Below are 23,521 nucleotides of genomic sequence, written 5' to 3'. Positions count from 1 at the left end.
GATGTCTACAGACCATCTTATTATAGCAAAAATTAGGTAAAAAATCCGCTTCGATTCTGTAACCAAAGCAGATTTTAGCTCTTATTTTTAAATATCTGTTAACGGACAAGCCGTATCTGGTGATGTGTCTAAGACTGTAAAATCAGAGCCAACTGCCAAATCAGCCTGAGCCAGTTGATTTTCCATCGTCATATGGGCCAACTCTTTGATATTGTTTTCTTTGGACAGGTGACCAAGATAGATTTTCTTGGTTTTGTAGCCCATGCTACGAATCATTGCACCAGCACCGTCTTCATTTGACAAATGTCCATGGTCTGATAAGATGCGCTGTTTGAGCGGCCAAGGATAAGAGCCTGCTCGCAAAATCTCAACATCATGATTTGATTCGATGAGATAACCGTCAGCATTTTCGATTAAGCCACTCAAACGATCACTAACATAACCTGTATCTGTCAACATAACAAAAGACTTATTATCTTTCATAAAACGATAAAACTGTGGGTCAATAGCGTCATGACTAACACCAAAACTCTCAATGTCAATATCGCCAAATGTTAGCACCTTATCACGTTGAAAAATATGTTTTTGAGCAAAATCAAGTTTTCCGAGCATATTGCGTTGGTCAATAGCCTGCCAAGTTAGCTCATTGGCATAGACATCAAGCTGATACTTGCGGGCTAAAACACCAACACCTTTGATGTGATCAGAATGCTCATGTGTGATTAAAATAGCATCTAAATCTTCTGGGCGTCGATCTATTTCAGCTAATAGGCTCACGATTTTTTTCCCTGTCAGTCCGGCATCAATCAAAAGGCGCTGCTTTGGCGTCTCCAAATAAAAGCTATTTCCAGTAGAGCCTGAAGCTAATATACTATACTTAAAGCCGTTTGTCGTCATTATTTAGTCTAAATCATCCTCCCATTCATCATAACTAACAGCATCCTTATCATAAGGCAAAACAATGGTAAAGGTTGAGCCCTTGCCATAGTCGCTCTTTGCCCAGATAAAACCATGATGCTGCTTAACAATTTCTTTAGCAATGGCTAGGCCAAGTCCCGTCCCGCCTTGGGCCCGACTTCTTGCCTTGTCTACCCGATAAAACCGATCAAAAATTAATGGTAAATCTTTCTTTGGAATGCCCAAGCCTTCATCAGAGATTGATACAATTAATTGGGTATCAGTCGTCTTCATTTTAACTGTTATTTCCCCCCATCTGGCGAATACTTAATAGCATTATTCAAGATATTTTCAATAACCTGTGTCATTTTATCATTATCAATCTCTAGCCAAATCGAGGTTAAGGGATAATCGCGCACAATGTCGTAAGTTTTGCCTGTACCAGATGTATTTTGTGTGCGAACTAAATCAAAACGATTTAAAATTGACGTCATAAAGGCCGTAAAATTAGTCATTTCAACTGCTAACTGGGTAACCTGGTTGTCAATACGAGAAAGATTCAACAAGTCAGAAATCATCCGCATCATCCGGTTGGTCTCATCAAGTGAGACCTTGATGAAGCTTGGTGCAATCTCTTCTTTAAGAGCGCCTTCATCCAGCGCTTCCAAATAAGACTTAACTGAAGTTAGTGGCGTTCGCAACTCATGGCTGACATTTGAGACAAACAACCGCCGTTCACGCTCTTCTTTTTCTTGTTCTGTTGTATCATGCAAGACAACAATCAAACCAGAGATGAAGCCGCTTTCGCGACGATTGAGCGCAAAACGTAAACGCAAGGAAATGAATTCACCCGTTTCATCACGGCGATTAAGGGTCACAATCGGGGTTTTTGACACCAAATCACGATAAGAATACGGCGTCTCACTATCAACCAAAAGGTCCGTAATGGATAAGTCTAAGGCTTGCTCCTTAGTTAAATCCAACTGTTTTTGGGCCGTTTCATTAATCATGGTAATCTTACCCGAACGATCTGTCGCCAAGACCCCGTCGGTCATATAAGCTAAGATACTGGCCAAGCGGTTCTTTTCTTGTGCTAAATTTTCATGAGTTAGGCGAAATACATCTGATAGGTCATTAAGTTGATAGGACAAATCCATCAACTCAACATCAGCTTTAACATCAATGTCATCGGTATAACGGCCATTGATCAAATCACGAATCTTGTGGCTCAGCAAACGAATAATGCGGGCATTACGAAAATCACGCACAGCTAAGTAAACAAAATAAATGGCTACAAAAACCAGCAATAAAAGAATGGCTAATTCAAATAATGACAGGTTTCCGATAATGTCTTTAGTCATATGCTTTCATAAAGTAACCGACGCCGCGACGGGTTAAGATATATTCGGGGCGACTCGGTGTGTCTTCAATCTTTTCGCGCAGACGACGTACCGTCACATCCACGGTGCGCACATCGCCAAAGTAGTCATAGCCCCATACCGTTTCTAGCAAATGTTCGCGCGTCATCACTTGGCCCATGTGTTTAGCTAAATGGTAGAGCAATTCAAATTCACGGTGGGTTAATTCAACTTCCACGCCACGCTTTTTAGCGACAAAGGCATCTGGCACAATTTGCAAATTGCCAATGGTCATCTCTTGATTGCCAAGTGATGCATTTTCTTCAGCGACAGCTGTTTCAATCGTCTCCGTACGACGGAGGTGAGCTTTGACGCGCGCAAGCAATTCCCGGTTAGAAAAAGGCTTGGTAACATAATCATCAGCCCCTATCTCTAGTCCAATGACCTTGTCAAATTCGCTATCTTTTGCTGATAACATAATAATGGGGATATGACTTGTTTTGCGGATTTCTTTGGCAACCTCTAGACCATCCAATTCTGGCAGCATCAAGTCAAGGATGACCAAATCAGGTTTTTCGGCTTCATACAAAGCTACTGCTTCGCGCCCATCAAAAGCGGTGATGGTTTCATAGCCTTCCTTTGTTAGGTTAAATTTAATGATGTCTGAAATAGGCTTTTCGTCATCGACAATAAGAACTTTTTTCATTTTTGTACCTCAATCATTTAGCGTTTGACCTTTTCACTTGTATCATCCTAAATGGTTCCGTTTCCTATTTTATCTTCATAATTATACCAGAATTTCACAGCATATGACAATATCTGTCTACGTTTTAGAGCTATGCTGTTTTGAATGGTCCCAAAACCGAAGTCGTTTGGTGATTCTGTCGCTAGTGTGTTTTAGAGCTATGCTGTTTTGAATGGTCCCAAAACCGAAGTCGTTTGGTGATTCTGTCGCTAGTGTGTTTTAGAGCTATGTTGTTTTGAATAGCTCTCAAAAGCCTGGCTTCAGGCTTGGAAAATCGCTAGGCGCAGCTGTTTGCTTTGAAGTCGCCTAGTCACTTTCATTTTCCCTGCACAAAGGCCAGCTGTGACGAAGCTTCGCACAGAGTAATTTGACTTGGAATACGCAAGCTGCCCTTTGAACCCAATAATGACTACTGCGCCCTTTGCGGGCATAAAAGCCACGGTGACTAAAATAAGACCAAGCAAAATCAGCAGAAGATCGGTGTGTCCACCAGTGCAGACGCTTTGGCGAGCGAAAGCCCTTAATCATTTGTTTACGAAAAGCAGGATCATGTCGGTACACCGGGTCAACATCTAAATCCCAGTGACGCTGGCCGCGTGTCCCGTAATTAAAGCTGGCACCATTTACCACACCGCCTTGTGTTACCTTTTCAGCATCTACTTCATTAAGAAAATGACCCTCACTAGACAAAATAAACTCCGTATGAAAATGCATGAGAAGTTTGATATTATAAGCAACTCTGGCATCTGGAAAAATAACTTGTCCATCTTTGAATGCCAGTTTATTATGCAAACGCGCCGATTCAAACACCGAATAGTCCCTTTTCTTACCTGCTAGCCAGCCTCCTTTTTTCTTTCTGAGATAATGGATTAAGGCTCTACGATCGGTCATCTGGGCTTTTTTAAAATGGCTGCGCACATACTGAGCTTGCTGACTGGAGATGATATAGCGAAACTGGTGGAGCTGACGCTCCAAGATCCCTGCCTGAGCAAGTGTCTGACCTGGATAAGTCCGATTAACCAACAAAGCAAATTCAGACCAAAATGGCGCATCTGGAGCTAACTCAGGGTGAAAATGACGCAAAATAGCTTGTGTCTGCTGTAGCTCGCCTGATAGATCTTCTTTAGGCATTGCTACCAAAGTCATAATCATCTGGAGCAGAGCTTTGCCATCGTCTAATAAATAATGCTGCTGCCAAAACGCCAAAAAGACAGGTGAGCCAATCCGATAATCAATGTCTTCTTGCCCGGCAAACAAGGCCAGATCCGCTTTTTTCCAACCGATGCTAGCCAAAAAAACTAGCTTTTTATAACGTTCCTCAATCCCTGTAAGCAAAGCCCTCTCCTTTTTTGCAGCAACTATCATCTCCATTATAGCTTAAAGTCAACCTATCAGCCAAGTAAGAAATGGTAAGAATCATTCCCGTAGTTAGTTATTCCATAGCCATCATAGCTTTTCAAACCCTCAAAAAGAAAAATCGCCACGTTAAGTAGCGATTTTTCCCTTTTGTGAGCCTCAATGAAACGTCAAAGCGTTATAATAGTTTTAAGCAAAAATCTCTATTAACGAGGTCTCACTATGAAAATTATAACACAGCTTAACCTTTTTGAAGATCAGGAACTGGGTGATTTGGAAAAAATTTTGATGGTATTAGATGGTCTTCCAGAAACGGATTTCTTTGACCAGTTAGAAGCCAAACGAAAACATGGTCGAAAAGATTACACCATCCAGTCCTATTTCATTGCCTATATTGCTAAAATAGTTCTTCAATTGGAAACCGATCAACAGTTGATTCGTCAGCTTAATATGAATAGTCAACTACGTCAAATCTGTGGCTTTGAAACCCACGGGGTTAAATTGAAAAATGGGACGATAAAACTAGTCCATGCCCCCTCTAAATCTGCTTATTCCCGTTTCATCCAGGACTTGGAAGAGGTCTGCCCTGATATTGAGGACTGGGTATTATCTGGCATATCTGAACTATATGACCTTCTTCCTAATTTCGGTGTTAACTTGGCCTTAGATGGTAAATTCATAGATAGCTATGCTAGTCCTTATGGTAAATATAAGAAAAAGAAAGATAAGCGTGCCGATTTAGATGCCGATAGTGGAATCAAACAGTGCCCTCATAAAAATGGGATGGTAACTAAAGAAACCCATTATGGCTATCGTTGTCATCTTATCGTTGATACGACCTATGAATTACCTGTGGCTTGGAGAGTAACACCAGCCTCAAAAGGGGAACCAACGGTTGCGAAAGAGCTCATCAGGAACCTCAGTCCAATGACGCTTGAAAAAGGGAAGTACCTAATGGCAGACAAAGGCTACAGTGGCAGCCCTCTTCAAGCTCTTTTGGAGGAGGCTCATATCGTCACAATCATTGATAACCCACATAAGTGGAAAAAGAATGGCACTAGGCAATATTTGGATACCGATTTGATTTATAACCAATCAGGAGAAGTGTTTTGGGTAGATGATAGAGGCCAAGCGATTCAGCTCATGTACAAGGGCTATGATTCTTCTAGTGATAGTTTACGATATGGTTTTCACCCTAAGTATCAAGATAACTGTATTTTTCGTTTAAAACGATGTGTTGAACCGATTATCTTTAATCAAGTAGCGCGAGATAGTAAGAAGTTCAAGAGGCTATACAGGAAGCGAATAGCTGTGGAGCGAGTGAATGGACGATTAGACAGAGACTTTAGGTTTGAGACCCATACTATTCGAGGGTTAAAGAAGATGAGTTTAGCTGTTGCCATGAGCTTTTTAGTCATGCTCGGCTTTGCCTTAAGGAAAGCCAAGTCAGGGACAAGGACTCACCTTGCGAGCTGGGTAGTTTAACTGGTTCAAAAAAATCACCACATAAACAAGGGGTTATTTCGCCCTTTTTTGCATTTAATTGGAAGAAAGGGCATCAGTGAATATTGTTGAGCAATTGTTAAGACAAGGAAAGTCATTATTATCTCCCTTTGGACTATAACAAATTGGACAACAATATTAACTACGGGAATGATTCGGTAAAGCTGCACCTCAAAATACCTGCCTATTAAACAAAGAGACTAAAACCGTATGAAAGTAGGGCTTTTAAACCCTAATTTCATACGGTTTTACCAATTATTAGTGGTCGCATAGCTAGCTCATGACTAGATGTGATTTAAAATTAGTTGAAATATAAGAGCACCCACTACTCCACCAACCAGTGGTCCAAACACCGGAATCCAAGCATAAGACCAATCTGAATTACCTTTATTAGGGATAGGCAGGAGTTGATGCATTAGCCTAGGGCCTAAATCACGCGCTGGATTGATGGCATAGCCAGTTGTTGCACCTAAGGAGAACCCCACTGCTGCAACTACTAAACCAACAAGCAAGGGGCCAAAACCAGCAGCTAATTTATTGGGCCCAATAGCCATGACTGTCACCACAAGGATTGCCGTACCAAGGGCTTCGCCAAAGAAGTTTGACCAAGTATGGCGAATAGCTGGTGCTGTTGAAAAACAAGATAAGATCGTAGTTGGGTCATCTGTTTCTTGCCAGTGTGGGTAATAGTGCAAATATAAGACAAGGGCCCCAAGCATCGCTCCTAACATCTGGGCCAAAAAATAGATTGGTACCTGAGCCCAAGGTAAACTGCCCACGCTAGCCAAAGCCAGGGTAACTGCTGGGTTTAAATGTGCCCCACTTATAAAGCCAGTTACATAGACAGCAATGCTGACTGCCGCCGCCCAGCCCAAAACAATGGTCACCCAACCACTATTTTGGGCTTTTGTTTTATGAAGTACACAAGCCGAGATGACCCCATCACCTAGTAGGACAAGAATAAAAGTTCCTAGACACTCGCCAATAAAGTTCATCTGATGTCTCCTTATTTTTTGATTTCTAATTCCTTTAGCTGGGCTAAAATAGCCTCTTTAGCCACTCCGGCTTGAATTAGGGCTGCAGCTGTATAAGCCCCCTCAACAATTGGTACTTTAAGTACTGTGAGCGTTTTATCAGTAACATCTGCTGCCATCTCCAAATTCATACCAGCACTGCCTAAATCATAGAAGGCTAAAAGATCGTCTTGTGGATTCGCGTCGATTTTGGCTTGCACTTGTTCAAAACTAGTACCAATGCCACCATCTTCGCTACCACCGATATAAGTAATAGCCACATCTTGAGAGACTTCCAAGAGCAGATCCACAACCCCTTGGGCAATGTTTTTTGAGTGCGATACAATCACCATTCCTAGAGCTGTCATTAGGCCACCTCCGCTTCTAGCATTGCCTCAAAAAGAAGATAAGAGGAGTAAGCACCTGGATCTATATGCCCCACAGAACGCTCTCCCAGATATGAAGCCCGCCCCTTGGTCGCTTTGATGTCTTTTGTGGCTTGAGCGAACGCTGCGACAGCTTCTTTGGTCAATTCTCCCTGGCTAAGCGCCTCAATAACGGGTTGCCAAACATCGATCATGGTTTTTTCTCCAACCTGGGCTTTGCCCCGTTTTTGAATCATCTCAAGCCCCGCTTGCAAACAGTCTATAAGAGAAGCGCCATCAGCTGCTTTAGCCATGCCCATAAAGGCCGAACCATAAAGAGGACCTGATGCACCACCGACTTTGCTGACTAGTTGAGTTGCGATTATTTTAAAAACATCGCTAGCTTGATCAAATGTCTTGCCGCTCAGGCTTTCCATCACAGCAGCCATGCCCCGAACCAGATTGCCGCCATGATCGCCATCTCCAATGGGGGTATCAAGCTCGCTAAGGTAGTCCTTATTAGCTTTTACTTTATCATTAAATAAGCTCATCCATGTTACTATTTTTGTCGTATCCATAAGTCCTCCTTACCAAGCTACCGTAGTGACTGGTGCTTTTAATGCTTCAATCCATGCTTGATCTTCACATCTTAATAAGGTTAGTGAAAGACCAGCCATATCCAGAGACGTCATGTAATCACCAATTTTTTTAAAAACGACATCCACACCTTTTTCTGCTAAGAGTTGGGCAACATCATTAGCAAAAACATATTCTTCCATAAGCGGTGTACTTCCTAAACCATTAATTAGCAGGGCAAACTGCTGACCAGCAGTCATTTGAAAGCTCGCAGCTAATTTATCAACTAATTCTTGCGCCAAAAGATGTGATGGCTGCATTTTTTCTCTCTTATAGCCAGGTTCGCCATGGATTCCCACCCCATACTCAAATTCGTCTTCACTAAGGACAAAGCCTGGCTTACCAACTTCAGGGACAGTTGCCCCTGATAAGGCTAAGCCAATGGTTTTGAGCTGAGGTACTAAGTTTTCTGCTAGGTGCTTGATTTGCGATAAACTCTGACCAGCTTGGGCAGCGTGACCTAAAATTTTATGCACAAGAACGGTACCGGCAACGCCGCGCCGGCCTTGGGTATAAAGACTGTCTTCCACAGCAATATCATCATCAACAATGATACTTGATACCTCAATTCCTTCCATTTCAGCAAGCTCCTGGGCCATCTCAAAATTCATGATATCACCAGAGTAATTCTTAATAACCATAAAGACACCCGCACCTTCATCAGCAGCCTTGATGGCCTCCAAAATGTGATCCGGAGTGGGAGAGGTAAAGACCGCTCCACAAACAGCGGCCGAAAGCATACCCAATCCGACAAAGCCAGCATGGGCTGGCTCATGGCCAGAACCACCGCCTGAAATAATAGCAACCTTGTGTGTTTTAGGAGCCTTGCGAACAATGACATCAAAACCATCCAAGCGCTCTACCAGGTCATCATGCATATAGGCCAACCCTTGAAGCATGTCATCAACGATGTGTGTTGGCTCATTCATAATTTTCTTCATCAGCAAATCCTCCATTTTTTGTTTACGCTTTCATTTTAACTTAACTTTTTCTTGCTGGTAAGGGACAATTATCACCATTTGTCCATATCTTTTTAAGGTAGCTTTTGATAAGCTATTAAGGAAGAGAACAAGAAATAAAGGAAAATTTAATGGCAACTTCTCTGATTACTAAAAAGCGTATTGCCAAGGCTTTCAAAAAACAGTTACAAGAAAAAAGCTTTGAAAAAATTTCAGTCGTAGACATTATGGACACTGCTGGAATCAGACGGCAAACTTTTTATAACCATTTTGTAGATAAATACGAGTTATTGGACTGGATCTTTGAGACCGAATTGCAAGAGCAAGTCACTAGTAATCTCAACTATATCTCTGGATTTAAACTGCTGGAAGAATTATTATTTTATATCCAAAGTAATCAGCATTTCTATGCCCAGCTCTTCAATATTGAAGGACAAAATGACTTTTACTCCTTTTTTGGGGATTATTGTATTATCCTAGTTGAAAAAATCATCAAGGAAGAAGAGGACAAGCAAGCCCTGTCATTAACAGATGACTACAAAACCTTTTTAATTCATTACCACGCTAATGCTCTTGCTACGGTCATCAAACACTATGTTAATCACGAAGAAGTCCTTCCCCAGATAAGTGACCTTAAAGCCATTATTTTAAAAACCTTACAAGACATATAGGAGCATAATCATGGTAACTATTATGAACCACGTCAGTCAAACGTTCGAACAGTATATAGACGGCATCTTAGCTGCTCAGCCTCATTTAGCCAAATTAGGCCGGTGGCCTATCATTTATAATCGGCATCTTGATCACGATAGTGTGCCCATCCTCTCTGGCGGCGGCTCTGGCCATGAGCCAGCCCATGCCGGATTTGTTGGCAATGGCATGCTCAGTGCAGCCATTTATGGTGAGCTCTTTGTACCACCAAAACCTGAAGCCATTTTAAAAGCCATTCGTTTTTTAGACCAGGGCAAGGGTGTCTTTATCATCATCAAAAATTTTGAAGCTGATATAGCCTCCTTTCAAACGGCTATTCACACGGCTAGACAAGAAGGTCACAATATCAAGTATATTATCTCGCATGATGATATTTCTGTTGAGCCCAAACAACAATTTGCAATGCGGCATCGCGGTTTGGCTGGCACCATTTTACTCCACAAAATTCTAGGTGCAGCTGCCAAGAGTGGTGCAAGTTTGACTGAGCTAGAAGCCCTGGCCTTTGAAGTGGCTACCGAAACAGCTACGATTGGCTTTGCCACCAAATCCGCCAGTCTACCTGGCACTCAGCAGCCGCTTTTTGCATTAAACAACAACCAGATTGCCTTTGGTATTGGCATTCATGGTGAAGAAGGTTACCGTCAAGTTGACTTTCATTCTTCAGAGCAATTGGCCATTGAGATTATGAATAAGTTACACATTAAATTTCATTGGCAAGAAGGGCAACACTTTATCTTACTGGTTAACAATCTGGGAACAGCAACTGACTTAGAACAGGGTATCTTCCTAAATGATATGCACCAACTACTAGAACTAGAAGGTCTGCAGCTGCCCTTTATCAAAAATGGAAAATTCATGACCAGCCTTGATATGACAGGCATTTCAGTTACTCTTTGCCGGCTTAAGAATCAAAGCTGGCTTACTTACCTACAAGCCCCTACCAATGCCTATGCTTGGTAATAGGGCACGGCAAAAGACAGTAGTTCGTACTACTGCCTTTTCATTTATTGATGCTGACTTTGGTCTGGCTTTTTACAGCTAGCACTCTTTTGGGTCAACTTATCTCGTCTAAGAGCCTGCGCTCTCATAAGCAGCCAAGCCCCATTTCCACAGTTTGAGCGATACGGCAAACACAAGCAAGGAAATAACCATCAAACCACCGATATTAAAAAGGAAGTTCTGTCCTGTCAAAAAGTAGGATGCCGGATAATAAGCCGTAAAGGCAAAAGGAATGAGAAAACTAAGCACCCACTTCAATAACGAATTATAAATGGACATGGGGTATTTGGCAAAGTCATTAAACATGTAAAAGATATAAATGACTGCTCCTGATTGCTTAGTCCAAAAGGAAATACTAGCGGTCGCGATTTTTAAAGAGGTATAAATCAAGGTAGCAAAGGGAATGGCTATCACAAAAAGCACTAGCTTAGGGAGCGTCCAGGTAAGAGAGCCAACCGTTGTAGACAGCAAGATAATCCCAACCAGTAGTTCCCCCAGGGCATCCACTTGAAAGGTTTCTACCAAGACATGAAATAAAGGGCTAATCGGTCTGGTCAGATATTTATCAAATTCTCCTTTACGAACCAGGCGCTGCCCCAAAGCCCAGAGGTTGTCAAAAAAGAGGTGGTCAATGCCCTTTGGGATGAGAGAAAAACCATAGATAAAGGCAATCTGCTCAAAGGTCCAACCTTCTAACGCCGGGATATGCTGAAACAGCACATTTAAAAAGAGCAAATTCAGTCCTTGAGTCAGGAAAACCCCCAGCACTCCTACCACAAAATCAACCTTATATTCCAAGATTTGCTTGAGGTATTGCTTGATAAAAATCGCATGCATACGTCTGATTTTTGCCATCTCATCCTCCTTGAATCGTTAACTGATACTGCACTTTTTTCCAAATCAGCTGGGATAATACCACCATCACCAAAAGCCAAAAAAGCTGTAAACCTAGAGCAAGCCCGATTTGACGCAAGTTATATTTTCCAATCACAATCATCACTGGCGTATAAACTAAAGAAGAAAAGGGCAGAAAACTAAGGACGTTTGCCACAACTTTTGGGAAAAAGGCCAAAGGAATCAAGCTTCCAGACATAAAGGAAACTAAAGCATTTTTTAGCAAATTAGAACCCCAAAGGTTCTTAAAAACAAATGCTGTAAAGCCAAAACAAATATTAAAATAAAAATTAATTAAAAAGGCCAGCAAAAGACTAAGCAAATACAAAAAAATACTCGCTAATACTTGCCAAAATGGTAGCCCTGCCATCACTCTGACACCAGATATGACCAACAAAAAAGGTAGCCCCACACTAATCAAAACAATCCAGCGAAAGCCAATTTCCATAAAAAGATAAGAAGCGGCAAAATGAACCGGGCACAGCAGGCGCATAATAATCGAGCCATCCTTAACTTCTTCACCAATTATAAAAGAACTGTCTGACTTAGTCAACAAGGTGGTGACAAAACTCATGATAATGTAAAACGTCATATCTGACAGAGTAAAACCATTAATCAAGGGTTGCTTAGCAGAATCAAAAACAGCCTTCCAAAGGTAGAAAGCCACAAAAGCTCCCATAACATCACCAAGGCGGTACAAAAAGAAATTGACACGGTAGGTGATCAATTCCTGAATACCAGCACTGATAAAGGGCCTATAACGTTTCCAAAATGATAGCATCTTAGAGCTCCTTTCGGTAAAAGCGACGGACAATATCCTCAATGTTAACGTCAGCCATTTTCAAGTCCCTAACGGCAAAGTCAGCCAGAGTCTTTTGAATAATCTCTGCCGTTTGGTAACGCGAACTATCGTACTTTATATCCAAAACAAGGTCCTGCCGGATTACTGTTATATCAGGTAGCCCCGCAAAGGAGGAGACTAGCTGCTCTTGACCTGGTTTTAGTTCAAAGGTCAAGCTTTTTTGTTTGCCAAATGTTTGCTTTAATTGCCTTACTGTGCCATCAAAGATTTCTTTTCCCTTATCAATCATAATCAACCGATCACACAATTGCTCAATATCACTCAAATCATGAGTGGTTAGTAAAATCGTTGTCGCTTCTTCTTGATTTATCTGCGTAATGGCACGACGAATGTTATCCTTCACCGAAACATCCAAGCCAATGGTCGGCTCATCTAGAAATAAAACCTTAGGATTATGTAGCAATGACGCCGCAATATCAGCCCGCATGCGCTGACCAAGCGATAAAGTGCGAACAGGATCTTTGATGAAATCATTGAGGTCTAAAACGTCATTTAAAAAGGCCATTCGTTTGTGAAAAACCTGGTCAGGCACATCATAAATTTCCTTTAAGACTGTATAGGTTTCCTGCAAAGCTAAGTCCCACCACAGTTGTGTTCGTTGTCCAAAAACAACCCCAATATCTTTGACATAGTCTTGGCGATTATCTTGTGGGATTTTGCCATTAATACGACAATAACCTGACGTTGGTTTTAAAATGCCAGTTAGCATCTTAATTGTCGTTGATTTGCCAGCGCCATTAGCCCCAATAAAGCCCATGATTTGCCCTTTTGGTATCTCAAAAGTTAGGTCCTTGACCGCTTCAAAGTTGGTCTTTTGCGGATGCACAAAAGATTTCAAGGCACCCTTTAACCCAGGCTCTTTTCTTATTTTAGAAAAGGTTTTGTGAAGATGAGATACTTCTATCATTGCCATTACAATCACACTCCATTATTACACTATCATAACATCTTAATGAACTTTATTATAACAAGTTAAAATAGCTTGCGCAAGCGTTTTCCAAAGCAGCAAAAAAAGAAGCCGCACAGCTTCTTTTCAGTTGATATTAGTTGTCTTGTGGGCGGGATTTACGTGCAATATCGGCTAAGATGGTCTCTACAAATTGATCAACAGTTTCTGTATGGGTTGCCTTACTGCCGTAGCGGCGGACATTGACTGATTTATCTTCCATTTCCTTGTCCCCAACGATTAATTGGTAAGGGATCTTGCTGGTTTGAGAAGCACGAATCTTGTACTGCATTTTTTCATTGCGCTCATCCACATCGACGCGCACGCCATGATCACGTAAAGTTTTTGCCACTTGCCAAGCATAGTCAATGTGTGCTTCGTTAGAAATTGGGATAACCGTAACTTGGTGTGGAGCCAACCAGGTTGGGAAAGCACCCTTGTAAGTCTCAATCAAGATCGCTGTAAAGCGTTCCATGGTTGAGATGACTCCGCGGTGAATCATGACTGGACGGTGCTCTTCCCCATCAGCTCCAATGTAAGACAGGTTAAAGCGTTCTGGTAACAAGAAATCCAACTGGATGGTGGAGAGGGTTTCTTCATTACCAAGGGCCGTTTTAACCTGAATATCCAGTTTTGGTCCGTAAAAGGCAGCTTCGCCTTCTGCTTCGAAATAGTCGACGCCCATGTCGTCCAGCGCAGCCTTGAGCATGCTTTGTGCATTTTCCCACATCTCATCATCGTCATAATATTTATGTGTATCTTTGGGATCCCGATAGGACAAACGAAAACGATAGTCTGTTAAGTTGAAGTCCTCATAAACATCAATGATTAATTGCAGGGCACGTTGGAATTCTTCGTGGATCTGCTCTGGTGCTACAAAGATGTGACCGTCATTAAGCGTCATCTCACGAACACGTTGCAAGCCAGATAAGGCACCAGATTTTTCATAGCGGTGCATCATCCCAAGCTCTGCGATCCGAATCGGCAACTCACGGTAAGAATGCACGCGGTTTTTATAGACCTGAATGTGATGCGGGCAGTTCATGGGACGTAGAACAAACTCCTCACCGTCTCCCATATCCATGGTTGGGAACATGTCTTCGCGATAGTGATCCCAGTGACCAGAAGTTTTATAAAAGTCAACAGAGGCCATTGGTGGTGTGTAGACATGTTGGTAACCAGAAGCTAATTCTTTGTCCGTGATATAACGCTCAAGCGTCCGACGAATCGTCGCACCATCTGGTAGCCAAAAAGGTAAACCTTGACCGACCTCTGGATTAATCATGAACAAGTCCAACTCTTTACCCAGTTTGCGATGATCACGTTCTTTTGCTTCTTCTAGCCGGGTCAAATAAGCCTTGAGATCTTTTTTGTCAAACCAAGCGGTGCCATAAACCCTTTGCATCATGTTATTGTCACTGTTACCGCGCCAGTAAGCACCAGCTACATTGAGCAGGTGGAAGACTTGGATCCGACCTGTTGATGGTACGTGAGGGCCACGGCAAAGATCGACAAACTCGCCTTGACGATAAACCGTTAAACCAGCAGCATCGTCAGCGTGCTCTTTGATTAATTCGACTTTGTAGGGGTCATCTTTAAATAAGTCTAGGGCTTCTTCCTTGGACAATTCCTCACGGATACAAGGATAATTTTCTTTGACAATTTTACGCATTTCTTCTTCAATGCGGGGCAGATCTTCGTTAGAAATCTGGCCTTGGGCATTGTCAGTATCATAGTAAAAGCCATCTTCAATAGCAGGGCCTACTCCTAGGTGTAAATCAGGAAAGAGGCGTTTTGCTGCTTGAGCAAACAAATGAGCCGCTGAATGACGAAGAACACCCAAGGCATCCTCGTGCTCGGGAGTCACGATTTCAATACTGCCGTCTTCTGTAATAGGGCGATTGGTATCTATTAAGTGGCCGTTAAATTTCCCGGCTAAGGCTTTTTTGGCCAAGGATTTGCTGATGGATTCAGCGATTGCAACGGTTGTGATTCCTTTTGCATATTCGCGCACGGCACCATCTGGAAATGTTATATTAATCATCGTCTTCTCCTTAATCAAGCATTTTTCTCAAGTCACATTTTATCAAAACAAGCTCCTCTTCAAGCGAACTTACACTGAGCTTAGCTGTTGCTGCCAAAACACCTCACTACTTTGGTTAGTCTCTCAAAAAGAAAAACCACATCCTATATCAGGACGCGGTTGCGTGGTTCCACCTTCATTCATCCAACAAAAAAACTAGCATTCTCATGTTGAACCTCAAGCGGCGATAAGGGAACCACCCTTTTATGTTTGCATAAAATCATGGAAGGAGTATTAAGTTAGTCTATTTTGCGCTCTTTTCACCAACCAGCGCTCGCTTATCACAAATAAAGGGTAACTTAACGTGTCTTCATGCTTATTATATCAATTTTTCTACAGATTTCAAGTCCCTATCTTAAAAATCCACCAGACCATTTTGCCACCCAGTAAGCTTAAGCACAAGTGTGCCTTGTTAATCTAAAAAATCACGGATCGCATTGACCATTTTTAAGGGCGCCTTGACGACTTTGACCGACGTTTTAGCCGTAGCTTTGACAGCTCTTTGCGGAAGATGAATGGCTTGTGCGACCAGCTTGATGGGCTCATGCTTTTCTGGACTATTGATATATAAGCTTAAACGCTTGTGCTTTTGCTCTGATTTAGCAATGAGGGTGTCCAAATAAAAGGTATAGATGGATTGGCCAAAATGCTGAGCAGAAATTTCATAGCGCTTTTGCTCTAATAGCAGCGGATCCATGTCGGGCGTGACATTGATGGCATCAATGATGGCAGCGGGAATGTCTTCTTCGCGATAAAACAAGGTTCCAAACATTTTATGGGAAATCAAATCATCCAAATAAGGATTGCCATGGGCGATGATGGGTTTGCCACTCGCCAAACTCTCAATATAAGTCAAACCTTGGGTCTCACTAGTTGAAGCACTGATAAAAAAGTCACAGGCCTTATAATAATGGGCCACTTGCTCATGGGGAATCATCCCAGTAAAAATAACATGGCTGGTCATTTTTAATTGCTCTGCCAATTCTTGTAAGGTTGACAGGTAAGGGCCATCACCAACAATCACCAGTTTTATCTTTGGATTTTCTGCGATAACTTGGGGAAATTGAAACAAGATTGCCTGGATATTTTTTTCATACGACACACGAGATAAACTTAAAAGCATCTTATCATCAGGAGCTAGGCCTAAGTTAGCTTTTAAATTAGCAACCATTTCTTGGGTAATATCATCTTGAATATAATTTTCTACAGGAATTCCTGTTGGAATCACACGCTTAGGAATCTTAATCTCATAGCCTTCTAGCAAATTAAGCACAATTCTACTTGGACAGACAACACCATCCAAGTCTTTGAGGTAATTGCGCAAAATCGGCTTTACCATACTTGGTCTGATGAGCTTGCCATTGGCAATATATTTAACATAGTCTTCATATTGTGTGTGATAGGTGTGTACCACTGGAATCCGTAAGGCCTTGCCAATCATTTTGCCTAATAAGCCTAAGCTAAATTCAGTCTGAGTATGAATAATATCTAAGTGGTAGTCTTTAGCAATTTTATATGAGGAGACTAATCCACGGTAGACCACGCGCCGATCAGTAAAAGAAATAAAAGGAACGCTTGGCAAACGGATAATGGTGGGATCTTCAAAACGCTTGACATTCTTATCGGTGGTGGTAAAAATATAGACTTCATGACCTTCTTTTTCCAACTCTTCTTTCAGGGTTCTAATACTGGTCGACACGCCTGAAACTTGTGGAAAATAGGTGTCTGTAAATAATCCGACACGCATACTATAACTCCATTACTTTTTGATAGACGTTTATTAATTCTTTGGCAATTTGTTCGAGATTTCGGCTTTGTGCTACAGCATAGCCTGCATCGCGTTTATCTGATTGATTACTCAATATCCGCTCTAGTGCTTCTTTAAAGCCAGTAGCATCAGCTGCTAACTCCGCACTATCACTAGAAATCCAACCATGGTAGACGGGGATGTCCCGCAAGACCAGTCTTTGACGGCTGGCTAAGGCTTCTAAAACAACAATGCCTTCTGTTTCTTCTCGACTAGGAAAGAAAAAGGCATCAGCTCCGGTCATGGCACCTTCATACACAGGACCTTTAATATAGCCGGGAAAGCGGACATTTTTGGGGTGCTTACTGGACACAAGTCTTCTAACCTTTCGCGGAATCACCCAGCGGTTGGTTTCACCAAACCAAATAAACTGCACCTCCGGTAATTCTCTTGCAACGCGGACAAAATCATCAATTCCCTTTCGCATAAAATAGAGGCCCGCCCCAATAACCACTTTTTCTTCCTTGGCCAACTGAAAATGGTCCCTAAAAGCTTGTTCTTTAACAGGATCAGCCCGATACTGTGTTAAATCAATTCCGTTTGAAATCGCATAAATGGGAGTTGTGATGCCATAATTCTGAATCAAAGTCTTGGAATACTCTGTCGGTGTAATAATAGCATCTGCTGTCTTATAAAACAAGCATAAATAACGCCTAAAAAAAGGGGCAATAAAATTAGAAAAAACAAAAGAGTTGCGGAAGTCTTCTTCAGTCGAATGACCATGCATAATCACTTTTTTACCTTGCTTTTGAGCACGTTTCATCAAACGCCAGCTCTTTATACCATAGGTATTAATATGCACAAGATCATAGTCATCATTAGGGTCCACTGTAAAGGCTTGGCCGACTAGAGCTAAGGCTTTTGCTTGGTGTTTAATTGCCCGTCCGATGCCCGACTTGGTTAAAAAACCTTCAGCTTCTAAATATAGTAAGACTTTCATAATGACTATTATAGCCTATTTCAGTGTAATTTTCACTAAAGATGACAAAAATCAACCCTTGGGCTGATTTTTCTCTTTAGCTTATTTAGAGAAGGTTTTGCTTAGGGAGCCAGACCGACACCGAACCTGCTTCAACCTGAAAGTCGCCCCAGCCATCCTGATTAATGCTGATTTCTTGATCACAATGACCCAGATAATCTACAAAAACCTGATTGGCGTAATCTTGACCCACTTCCATTTTCTTCCAGCCACGATCGCCATTGGTTAAAATGACTGCTAGACAGCCTGGATGCTCAGAGTCACCTAATTCTGTCCAGCCGATGCAATTACCGTGATCGAAATAGTCTTTTTGGCAACCATAGACATAATGCTTGCGCAGATAGGCAAGCTTGTCTATGACATCTTTAAAGGAGGCTTGGCCATATTCTCCGGAAATACCATAATAATCACCATAAAACAGGCAGGGGGTCCCCTCTTGACGTAACATAATTAGGCTATAGGCTAAGGGCTTGAACCAGGCTTCTACTTGTGTTTCTAGCGCCTGACCGGCCTGTGTATCATGGTTATCAACAAATGTGACCGCAAAATCTGGGCGCAGTTGCATCAGGCTACCATTCAAAATGGTTCGCATATCGTATTGATTGCCCTGTTTACTAGCAGTAAAGAGATTCATGTGCAAAGCCACATCAATCAAATCAAGCTGCATGTCCAGAGCTTCTAGATACTTATCCGTTGCTTGGCTGTCATTTTTCCAGTATTCACCAAAAACATAGAGTTCTGAGTCAAGATTATCACGAATATAGCGGATAAAATGATTCATAAATTGTGAATCAATATGCTTGATTGCATCTAATCGAAAACCACGAATGTGACTCGTTTTCAAAAACCACTCTACCCATTGGTTTAGATGGGCTCGTACCTCAGGATGCTTAAAATCAATATCGTTAAACATCAAATAATCAAAATTACCATTTTCATTATCGACATGTGCTTGATCAGCCCAGCCTTTGTTGTCACCTGTAATCTGATAAATCCCTACTTCATCGTGTAAGGCATCATAATCCGTACCTGTAAAATGGTACCAATGCCATTTAAAATCACTATAATGGTTATTGCGACCAGGAAAATCAAAGCCCGTCCAGGCTTCAATCTCATAGGGCTCTGAAATAGCCTGCTGGCGATTTTTGGGATCCATTTGCAACACATAAAAACGCTCTTTATGATCTCCATTTGCTTTGTGATTCAAGACAATATCTGCTATTGGCATGATTTGAGCCTGATTAAGGCTGCTAATCAAAGTCAAATACTCATCCTTGGTACCATATTTGGTCGGAATTGTCCCATTTTGATCAAATTCACCAAGATCAAAAAGATCGTAGACACCATAGCCGACATCATTTGCGCCTGTTCCCTTAAAAGCGGGCGGTAGCCACATTTTAGTGACGCCTAGTTCTTGATAATCGGCAATGGCTTGCTGCAAGTTCTTCCAGTGCTTCGCATCTGCTTTTAAATACCATTCAAAAGCTTGAAAAATGAGTTCATTGGTCATGTTCTTATCCTTTTTCCAAGAGCGCATGCCTTGCTTGATGATGGCCTGTAAAGCTTATGGCCTTTTTCTGAAAAAGAGAAGGGCCTTGCTTTGTGAGACTTCCTAATCAGTCAAACGCAGCTGTGGCTTGGGCTTGCTTTGCCTTATTCTAATCATGAAAATAGGGTCTGAGCAAGTTGCCCAGCCCCTCTATTTGGTTGTTCCACGTCTTTTTAGTCCATGATTTAACAAAATTTCTTTTTCTTCGAGCTCTTCTTTATTCATGATTTTTGTGAGCATGCGCATGCTTACTGCTCCTAGGTCATAGACAGGTTGGCTGATGGAACTTAGATTAGGTCTTGTGTATTCTACCACAGGTGAATCATTACTTGTGATAATTTCAAAATCTGCAGGAACATTGATGCCAGCATCAAATAAGCCATTGAGAAGTCCAGCAGCCAATTCATCCTCACCAACATAGGCTGCCGTCGCACCGGAATTGATCACACGCTTGGCTAAGTGGTAACCTTCACTGTAAGCATAATTAGCTTCAAAAACCAAGCCTTCTGTATAGTCCAAATGATTTTGTTTTAAGCCATTTTTATAGCCAGACAATCTAACTTTCCCATTAATGTCATCAATAAGCGGCCCTGAAACAAAAGCAATCTTGTCATGCCGCTCTGCCAATATTGTAATCACTTCTTCTACGGCAGCCTTATAATCAATATTAACACTTGGTAATTGATGCTCTAAATCAACGGTCCCAGCTAAAACAATTGGTGTACGTGAACGCGAAAACTCAGCGCGAATTTTTTCAGTTAAATGATGTCCCATAAAAATAATACCATCAACCTGTTTGGCAAATAGGGTATTGACAACATTGACCTCTTTATCATCATCTTCATCACTTGAGGCTAAGACGATATTATATTTATACATAGCTGCAATATCGTCGATTCCTTTAGCTAAAATCGAAAAATAGCTATTGGCAATATTTGGAATCACAACACCTACTGTGGTCGTTTTTTTGCTTGCCAGTCCTCTGGCAACCGCGTTGGGACGATAATCTAAACGATCGATAACTTCAAGAACTTTCTTACGAGTGTTTTCTTTGACATTTTTATTGCCATTGACAACACGACTGACAGTTGCCATTGATACACCTGCTTCACGCGCAACGTCGTATATTGTAATTGTATCATCAGTGTTCATTTTCGTCTTCCTTCCTATTTGAAAATTACGCTTTCAAAATTCATTTTAGCATGAATTGTAAACACTTTCAAGTACTAATTGGTGAATTTTGAAAACTTTTTCAATCATTTGAAGAAAACTTGCTTTTTTGCTGTTTTTTTGAAAAAATAGAAAACAGAAAGAAGGTATTGCGATGACAAAATTAGAACAAATTCGTCACTTTTTAACCCAACAACATTCTGAATTAGCCATTCTTTCAGATCCGGTTACAATCCATTATCTTACGGGTTTCTTTTGTGACCCCCATGAACGTCAACTCTTTTTGTTTGTCTATAATCAACTAGCCCCCGTCTTGTTTGTCCCTGCTTTAGAAGTTGCGCGTGCCAAAGAGGCAGTTGACTTTCCTGTCTTTGGTTACATGGATTCTGAAAATCCCTGGGAAAAGCTAACAAAGGTCTTACCAAACACTGCTGCCAAGACCTTGTATGCTGAGTTTGACCATCTTAATTTAAGTAAATTTAAGGGTCTACAAACCGTTTTTGCTGGTCGTTTTGAAAATTTAACGCCCTTGGTCCAAGAAATGCGAGTCATCAAATCAGCTGATGAAATTCAAAAATTACGGATTGCTGGTGATTTTGCCGATAAGGCTGTGCAAGCTGGTTTTGAAGCCATCTCCCTTCAAGCAACCGAAACCGATATCATTGCCAAGATTGAATACGATATGAAAAAGCAAGGCATTAGTAAGATGAGTTTTGAAACAATGGTACTAACTGGTAATAATGCCGCTAATCCTCATGGGATACCTGGAACCAATCCAATTGAAAATAACGCCCTACTGCTATTTGACTTAGGCGTAGAAACCTTAGGATATACATCTGATATGACAAGAACCGTTGCTGTCGGCCAGCCTGATTCCTTTAAACAAGACATCTACGCCCTTTGTTTAGAAGCGCAATTAACTGCCTTAGACTTTATTAAGCCTGGTGTCACAGCTGCCGAAATTGATGCTGCAGCTCGCCAGGTTATTGAAAAAGCCGGCTACGGAGAATACTTTAACCATCGCCTTGGGCATGGTTTAGGTATGGATGTGCATGAGTATCCATCTATCATGGCGGGCAATGAGCTTGTCATCAAAGAAGGCATGTGCTTCTCTGTTGAGCCAGGTATTTACATCCCAGGTAAAGTTGGAGTTCGCATTGAAGACTGTGGTCATGTTACCAAGAATGGCTTTGAGCTCTTTACCCAAACACCAAAAGAATTACTCTTTTTTGAAGGATAGGTGGCTTAAAGTTTAGACTTGTTCACCTAGCACTCGCAAGCCCATAGCAAATAAAAAAACAAAAGAAGAGACTAAAAGCAAAATAGCAAACATGTAAATCTGCTTTTAGTCTCTTCTTTGTTATTACTATCACTAAAACCAACTAGGACGCTGCTTCTACAATAACCTGAGATAGGGTTAGGTGATACTCTTTCATTAATAGTTCTTTGAGCTTAGCATCGCTAAGCTGGGAATAGACGGAGAAAGTCCCTGCTTGACTATTACCAGAAATGACGGTTACGTACCGGGCAAGAGCCTGATTACGACGAATATCAATTAAGGTTGAGGTTTGATTGAAATAAACAAGATAATAAAAATCAACCTTTTCTTTGGTGAGAAAGCTCCCTCTAAATAGCGTATAAATGAGAAACGTAAATAAGAGAATGTGGATTACTATTACCCCTATGGCCATGATTTACTCCTAACTCTAAATGGACTACCTTCAATAGTATACCCCGATGTGTAAGCGTTGTCAATTCAACCTTCTGACTTTCTCTTTGGAGGTGGGGCAAAAAACCTTGATATCGCAATCAATTCAAGCAACCGAGCGTTAATTCGATCAACCTATTAGCACAAAGAAAATACCTTGTTAGACTTGCTTGGTCAGGTTGCTGATCGCTTTGTTGACGTTCTGGTATTATTTACCAACAGACAGCTGGCCCACATCAAAATGCGGGTTTTTTGTTTTGCCTCATCCTTTGTGTTATGATGAAGCTATAAGGAGAGAAAAAGGAGGAAACAATGACATCTATTCGAGAACAATTACAATCTGCTCAGCAATTTCGCACGGCCGTGCGGGTCTATAAGGAACAAAAAATCAGCGAGGATGATCTCAAACTGATTTTAGATGCTGCCTGGCAAAGCCCCTCCTCTGTAGGAATGGAAGCCTGGCGATTCATTGTCCTAAATAATGAAGCAGTCAAAGAAGAGCTAAAGCCAATCTCTTGGGGTGCCCAGTATCAATTAGAAACAGCCAGTCACATTGTGCTGTTAGTTGCTGAAAAAAACACCCGCTATGATAGCTCGACTATTAAACAGAGTCTCGAGCGGCGCGGCTTTACAGGGGGCGAGGAGATGGACCTGCGTTTACAGACCTATAAGGAATTTCAAACACGTGATTTAGAGATTGCTGATGATCCACGTGCCTTATTTGATTGGTCAGCTAAGCAAACCTATATTGCTTTAGGCAATATGATGACAACAGCTGCCTTAATGGGGATTGATTCGTGCCCAATTGAGGGCTTTGACCACAAAGAGGTTGATCATATTCTCGCACAACATGGCATTATTACTCCTAATACCGAAGGTATTGTCACCATGTTATCGCTTGGCTATCGGCTTCGTGATCCAAAGCACCCCCACTCTCGTAAACCACGAGAAGAAGTCATTTCTGTTATTAATTAAGGAGAA

Annotated in this window: 21 protein-coding genes and 1 pseudogene; 5 read left to right on the top strand and 17 right to left on the bottom strand. The window is 41.6% G+C overall.

Annotation, left to right across the window (positions count from 1 at the left end):
• Positions 1-87: 87 nt before the first annotated feature.
• The 4 genes and pseudogenes from K5J94_RS05250 to K5J94_RS05235 all read right to left on the bottom strand — a co-directional run bounded on the left by K5J94_RS05250 (position 88) and on the right by K5J94_RS05235 (position 4,365).
• Entirely contained in the window at positions 88-897 is an 810-nt protein-coding gene (locus tag K5J94_RS05250) for an MBL fold metallo-hydrolase (protein ID WP_159545784.1), read from the bottom strand.
• A 3-nt stretch (positions 898-900) separates the two neighbouring features.
• Positions 901-2,258: pseudogene (gene vicK, locus K5J94_RS05245) on the bottom strand (cell wall metabolism sensor histidine kinase VicK).
• A complete protein-coding gene (gene yycF, locus K5J94_RS05240; RefSeq protein WP_159545788.1) occupies positions 2,251-2,961 on the bottom strand; it encodes a response regulator YycF in 711 nt (236 codons plus the stop codon). The pseudogene vicK and the gene yycF overlap by 8 nt, the downstream one beginning before the upstream one ends.
• Positions 2,962-3,306: 345 nt before the next feature.
• Entirely contained in the window at positions 3,307-4,365 is a 1,059-nt protein-coding gene (locus K5J94_RS05235; protein ID WP_408022824.1) for a DUF3114 domain-containing protein, read from the bottom strand.
• A 213-nt stretch (positions 4,366-4,578) separates the two neighbouring features.
• Between K5J94_RS05235 and K5J94_RS05230 the strand changes: the two genes are divergently transcribed.
• Positions 4,579-5,841, top strand: a complete 1,263-nt coding sequence (locus K5J94_RS05230) for a transposase (protein ID WP_221912573.1) — start codon at positions 4,579-4,581, stop codon at positions 5,839-5,841.
• 302 nt (positions 5,842-6,143) lie between these two features.
• Here the strand turns inward: K5J94_RS05230 and K5J94_RS05225 are convergent, their stop codons facing one another.
• From K5J94_RS05225 to dhaK, 4 genes are read right to left on the bottom strand one after another with little or no spacing between them, the layout of a single operon-like run.
• Positions 6,144-6,854 carry an MIP/aquaporin family protein gene (locus K5J94_RS05225; protein WP_159550204.1) on the bottom strand — a complete coding sequence of 237 codons (711 nt, stop codon included), beginning with the start codon at positions 6,852-6,854 and terminating at the stop codon, positions 6,144-6,146.
• A gap of 11 nt (positions 6,855-6,865) precedes the next feature.
• On the bottom strand, positions 6,866-7,240 hold the full coding sequence (gene dhaM / locus K5J94_RS05220; RefSeq protein ID WP_159550207.1) for a dihydroxyacetone kinase phosphoryl donor subunit DhaM: 375 nt from the start codon (positions 7,238-7,240) through the stop codon (positions 6,866-6,868).
• Complete coding sequence (dhaL, locus tag K5J94_RS05215) at positions 7,240-7,815, bottom strand: dihydroxyacetone kinase subunit DhaL (RefSeq protein WP_159545796.1); 576 nt, start codon at positions 7,813-7,815, stop codon at positions 7,240-7,242. The genes dhaM and dhaL overlap by 1 nt, the downstream gene beginning before the upstream one ends.
• A 9-nt stretch (positions 7,816-7,824) precedes the next feature.
• Positions 7,825-8,814: a dihydroxyacetone kinase subunit DhaK gene (gene dhaK / locus K5J94_RS05210; protein ID WP_221912572.1), complete on the bottom strand. Its 990-nt coding sequence runs from the start codon at positions 8,812-8,814 to the stop codon at positions 7,825-7,827.
• A gap of 149 nt (positions 8,815-8,963) precedes the next feature.
• Between dhaK and dhaS the strand changes: the two genes are divergently transcribed.
• Together dhaS and dhaQ are read left to right on the top strand one after the other, a co-directional pair.
• On the top strand, positions 8,964-9,503 hold the full coding sequence (dhaS, locus tag K5J94_RS05205; protein ID WP_159560746.1) for a dihydroxyacetone kinase transcriptional activator DhaS: 540 nt from the start codon (positions 8,964-8,966) through the stop codon (positions 9,501-9,503).
• A gap of 10 nt (positions 9,504-9,513) precedes the next feature.
• A complete protein-coding gene (gene dhaQ, locus K5J94_RS05200) occupies positions 9,514-10,503 on the top strand; it encodes a DhaKLM operon coactivator DhaQ (protein WP_221912571.1) in 990 nt (329 codons plus the stop codon).
• 108 nt (positions 10,504-10,611) lie between these two features.
• Here the strand turns inward: dhaQ and K5J94_RS05195 are convergent, their stop codons facing one another.
• The 8 genes from K5J94_RS05195 to ccpA all read right to left on the bottom strand — a co-directional run bounded on the left by K5J94_RS05195 (position 10,612) and on the right by ccpA (position 20,814).
• Positions 10,612-11,397 carry an ABC transporter permease gene (locus K5J94_RS05195; protein WP_159564700.1) on the bottom strand — a complete coding sequence of 262 codons (786 nt, stop codon included), beginning with the start codon at positions 11,395-11,397 and terminating at the stop codon, positions 10,612-10,614.
• Position 11,398: 1 nt separating this feature from the next.
• Entirely contained in the window at positions 11,399-12,217 is an 819-nt protein-coding gene (locus K5J94_RS05190; protein ID WP_221912570.1) for an ABC transporter permease, read from the bottom strand.
• Between the two features lies 1 nt (position 12,218).
• Entirely contained in the window at positions 12,219-13,211 is a 993-nt protein-coding gene (locus tag K5J94_RS05185) for an ABC transporter ATP-binding protein (RefSeq protein WP_159564698.1), read from the bottom strand.
• A gap of 130 nt (positions 13,212-13,341) precedes the next feature.
• The gene (gene thrS / locus K5J94_RS05180; protein WP_159560762.1) at positions 13,342-15,288 is read right to left on the bottom strand and encodes a threonine--tRNA ligase; all 1,947 of its coding nucleotides are present in this window, start codon (positions 15,286-15,288) and stop codon (positions 13,342-13,344) included.
• Positions 15,289-15,739: 451 nt separating this feature from the next.
• Positions 15,740-17,074 (bottom strand): glycosyltransferase family 4 protein, encoded by a 1,335-nt coding sequence (locus K5J94_RS05175; protein WP_159564696.1) that lies wholly within the window; start codon positions 17,072-17,074, stop codon positions 15,740-15,742.
• Position 17,075: 1 nt separating this feature from the next.
• Positions 17,076-18,074: a glycosyltransferase family 4 protein gene (locus K5J94_RS05170; RefSeq protein ID WP_221912569.1), complete on the bottom strand. Its 999-nt coding sequence runs from the start codon at positions 18,072-18,074 to the stop codon at positions 17,076-17,078.
• Positions 18,075-18,159: 85 nt separating this feature from the next.
• Positions 18,160-19,623, bottom strand: coding sequence for an alpha-amylase (locus K5J94_RS05165; protein WP_221912568.1), 1,464 nt, complete (start codon positions 19,621-19,623; stop codon positions 18,160-18,162).
• 189 nt (positions 19,624-19,812) lie between these two features.
• Positions 19,813-20,814, bottom strand: a complete 1,002-nt coding sequence (gene ccpA, locus K5J94_RS05160; RefSeq protein WP_159546020.1) for a catabolite control protein A — start codon at positions 20,812-20,814, stop codon at positions 19,813-19,815.
• 172 nt (positions 20,815-20,986) lie between these two features.
• Here ccpA and K5J94_RS05155 point away from each other — a divergent pair, with 172 nt between their 5' ends.
• Complete coding sequence (locus K5J94_RS05155; RefSeq protein ID WP_159582836.1) at positions 20,987-22,072, top strand: M24 family metallopeptidase; 1,086 nt, start codon at positions 20,987-20,989, stop codon at positions 22,070-22,072.
• A gap of 142 nt (positions 22,073-22,214) precedes the next feature.
• Here K5J94_RS05155 and K5J94_RS05150 read toward each other — a convergent pair whose 3' ends face one another.
• Positions 22,215-22,523, bottom strand: a complete 309-nt coding sequence (locus K5J94_RS05150; protein ID WP_159546024.1) for a hypothetical protein — start codon at positions 22,521-22,523, stop codon at positions 22,215-22,217.
• Positions 22,524-22,852: 329 nt separating this feature from the next.
• Between K5J94_RS05150 and K5J94_RS05145 the strand changes: the two genes are divergently transcribed.
• Positions 22,853-23,515, top strand: a complete 663-nt coding sequence (locus tag K5J94_RS05145) for an NAD(P)H-dependent oxidoreductase (RefSeq protein ID WP_159550004.1) — start codon at positions 22,853-22,855, stop codon at positions 23,513-23,515.
• The last annotated feature ends 6 nt before the right edge of the window (positions 23,516-23,521 follow it).

The organism is Streptococcus halichoeri, from assembly GCF_019774635.1.
GTDB lineage: Bacteria > Bacillota > Bacilli > Lactobacillales > Streptococcaceae > Streptococcus > Streptococcus halichoeri.
This window is presented reverse-complemented; position numbering and strand designations above follow the sequence as displayed.

Coding starts and splice junctions, on each gene's coding strand:
- K5J94_RS05250 (WP_159545784.1), bottom strand. CDS start 897: ATGACGACAAACGGCTTTAAGTATAGTATATTAGCTTCAGGCTCTACT.
- yycF (WP_159545788.1), bottom strand. CDS start 2,961: ATGAAAAAAGTTCTTATTGTCGATGACGAAAAGCCTATTTCAGACATC.
- K5J94_RS05235 (WP_408022824.1), bottom strand. CDS start 4,365: ATGATAGTTGCTGCAAAAAAGGAGAGGGCTTTGCTTACAGGGATTGAG.
- K5J94_RS05230 (WP_221912573.1), top strand. CDS start 4,579: ATGAAAATTATAACACAGCTTAACCTTTTTGAAGATCAGGAACTGGGT.
- K5J94_RS05225 (WP_159550204.1), bottom strand. CDS start 6,854: ATGAACTTTATTGGCGAGTGTCTAGGAACTTTTATTCTTGTCCTACTA.
- dhaM (WP_159550207.1), bottom strand. CDS start 7,240: ATGACAGCTCTAGGAATGGTGATTGTATCGCACTCAAAAAACATTGCC.
- dhaL (WP_159545796.1), bottom strand. CDS start 7,815: ATGGATACGACAAAAATAGTAACATGGATGAGCTTATTTAATGATAAA.
- dhaK (WP_221912572.1), bottom strand. CDS start 8,814: ATGAAGAAAATTATGAATGAGCCAACACACATCGTTGATGACATGCTT.
- dhaS (WP_159560746.1), top strand. CDS start 8,964: ATGGCAACTTCTCTGATTACTAAAAAGCGTATTGCCAAGGCTTTCAAA.
- dhaQ (WP_221912571.1), top strand. CDS start 9,514: ATGGTAACTATTATGAACCACGTCAGTCAAACGTTCGAACAGTATATA.
- K5J94_RS05195 (WP_159564700.1), bottom strand. CDS start 11,397: ATGGCAAAAATCAGACGTATGCATGCGATTTTTATCAAGCAATACCTC.
- K5J94_RS05190 (WP_221912570.1), bottom strand. CDS start 12,217: ATGCTATCATTTTGGAAACGTTATAGGCCCTTTATCAGTGCTGGTATT.
- K5J94_RS05185 (WP_159564698.1), bottom strand. CDS start 13,211: ATGGCAATGATAGAAGTATCTCATCTTCACAAAACCTTTTCTAAAATA.
- thrS (WP_159560762.1), bottom strand. CDS start 15,288: ATGATTAATATAACATTTCCAGATGGTGCCGTGCGCGAATATGCAAAA.
- K5J94_RS05175 (WP_159564696.1), bottom strand. CDS start 17,074: ATGCGTGTCGGATTATTTACAGACACCTATTTTCCACAAGTTTCAGGC.
- K5J94_RS05170 (WP_221912569.1), bottom strand. CDS start 18,074: ATGAAAGTCTTACTATATTTAGAAGCTGAAGGTTTTTTAACCAAGTCG.
- K5J94_RS05165 (WP_221912568.1), bottom strand. CDS start 19,623: ATGACCAATGAACTCATTTTTCAAGCTTTTGAATGGTATTTAAAAGCA.
- ccpA (WP_159546020.1), bottom strand. CDS start 20,814: ATGAACACTGATGATACAATTACAATATACGACGTTGCGCGTGAAGCA.
- K5J94_RS05155 (WP_159582836.1), top strand. CDS start 20,987: ATGACAAAATTAGAACAAATTCGTCACTTTTTAACCCAACAACATTCT.
- K5J94_RS05150 (WP_159546024.1), bottom strand. CDS start 22,523: ATGGCCATAGGGGTAATAGTAATCCACATTCTCTTATTTACGTTTCTC.
- K5J94_RS05145 (WP_159550004.1), top strand. CDS start 22,853: ATGACATCTATTCGAGAACAATTACAATCTGCTCAGCAATTTCGCACG.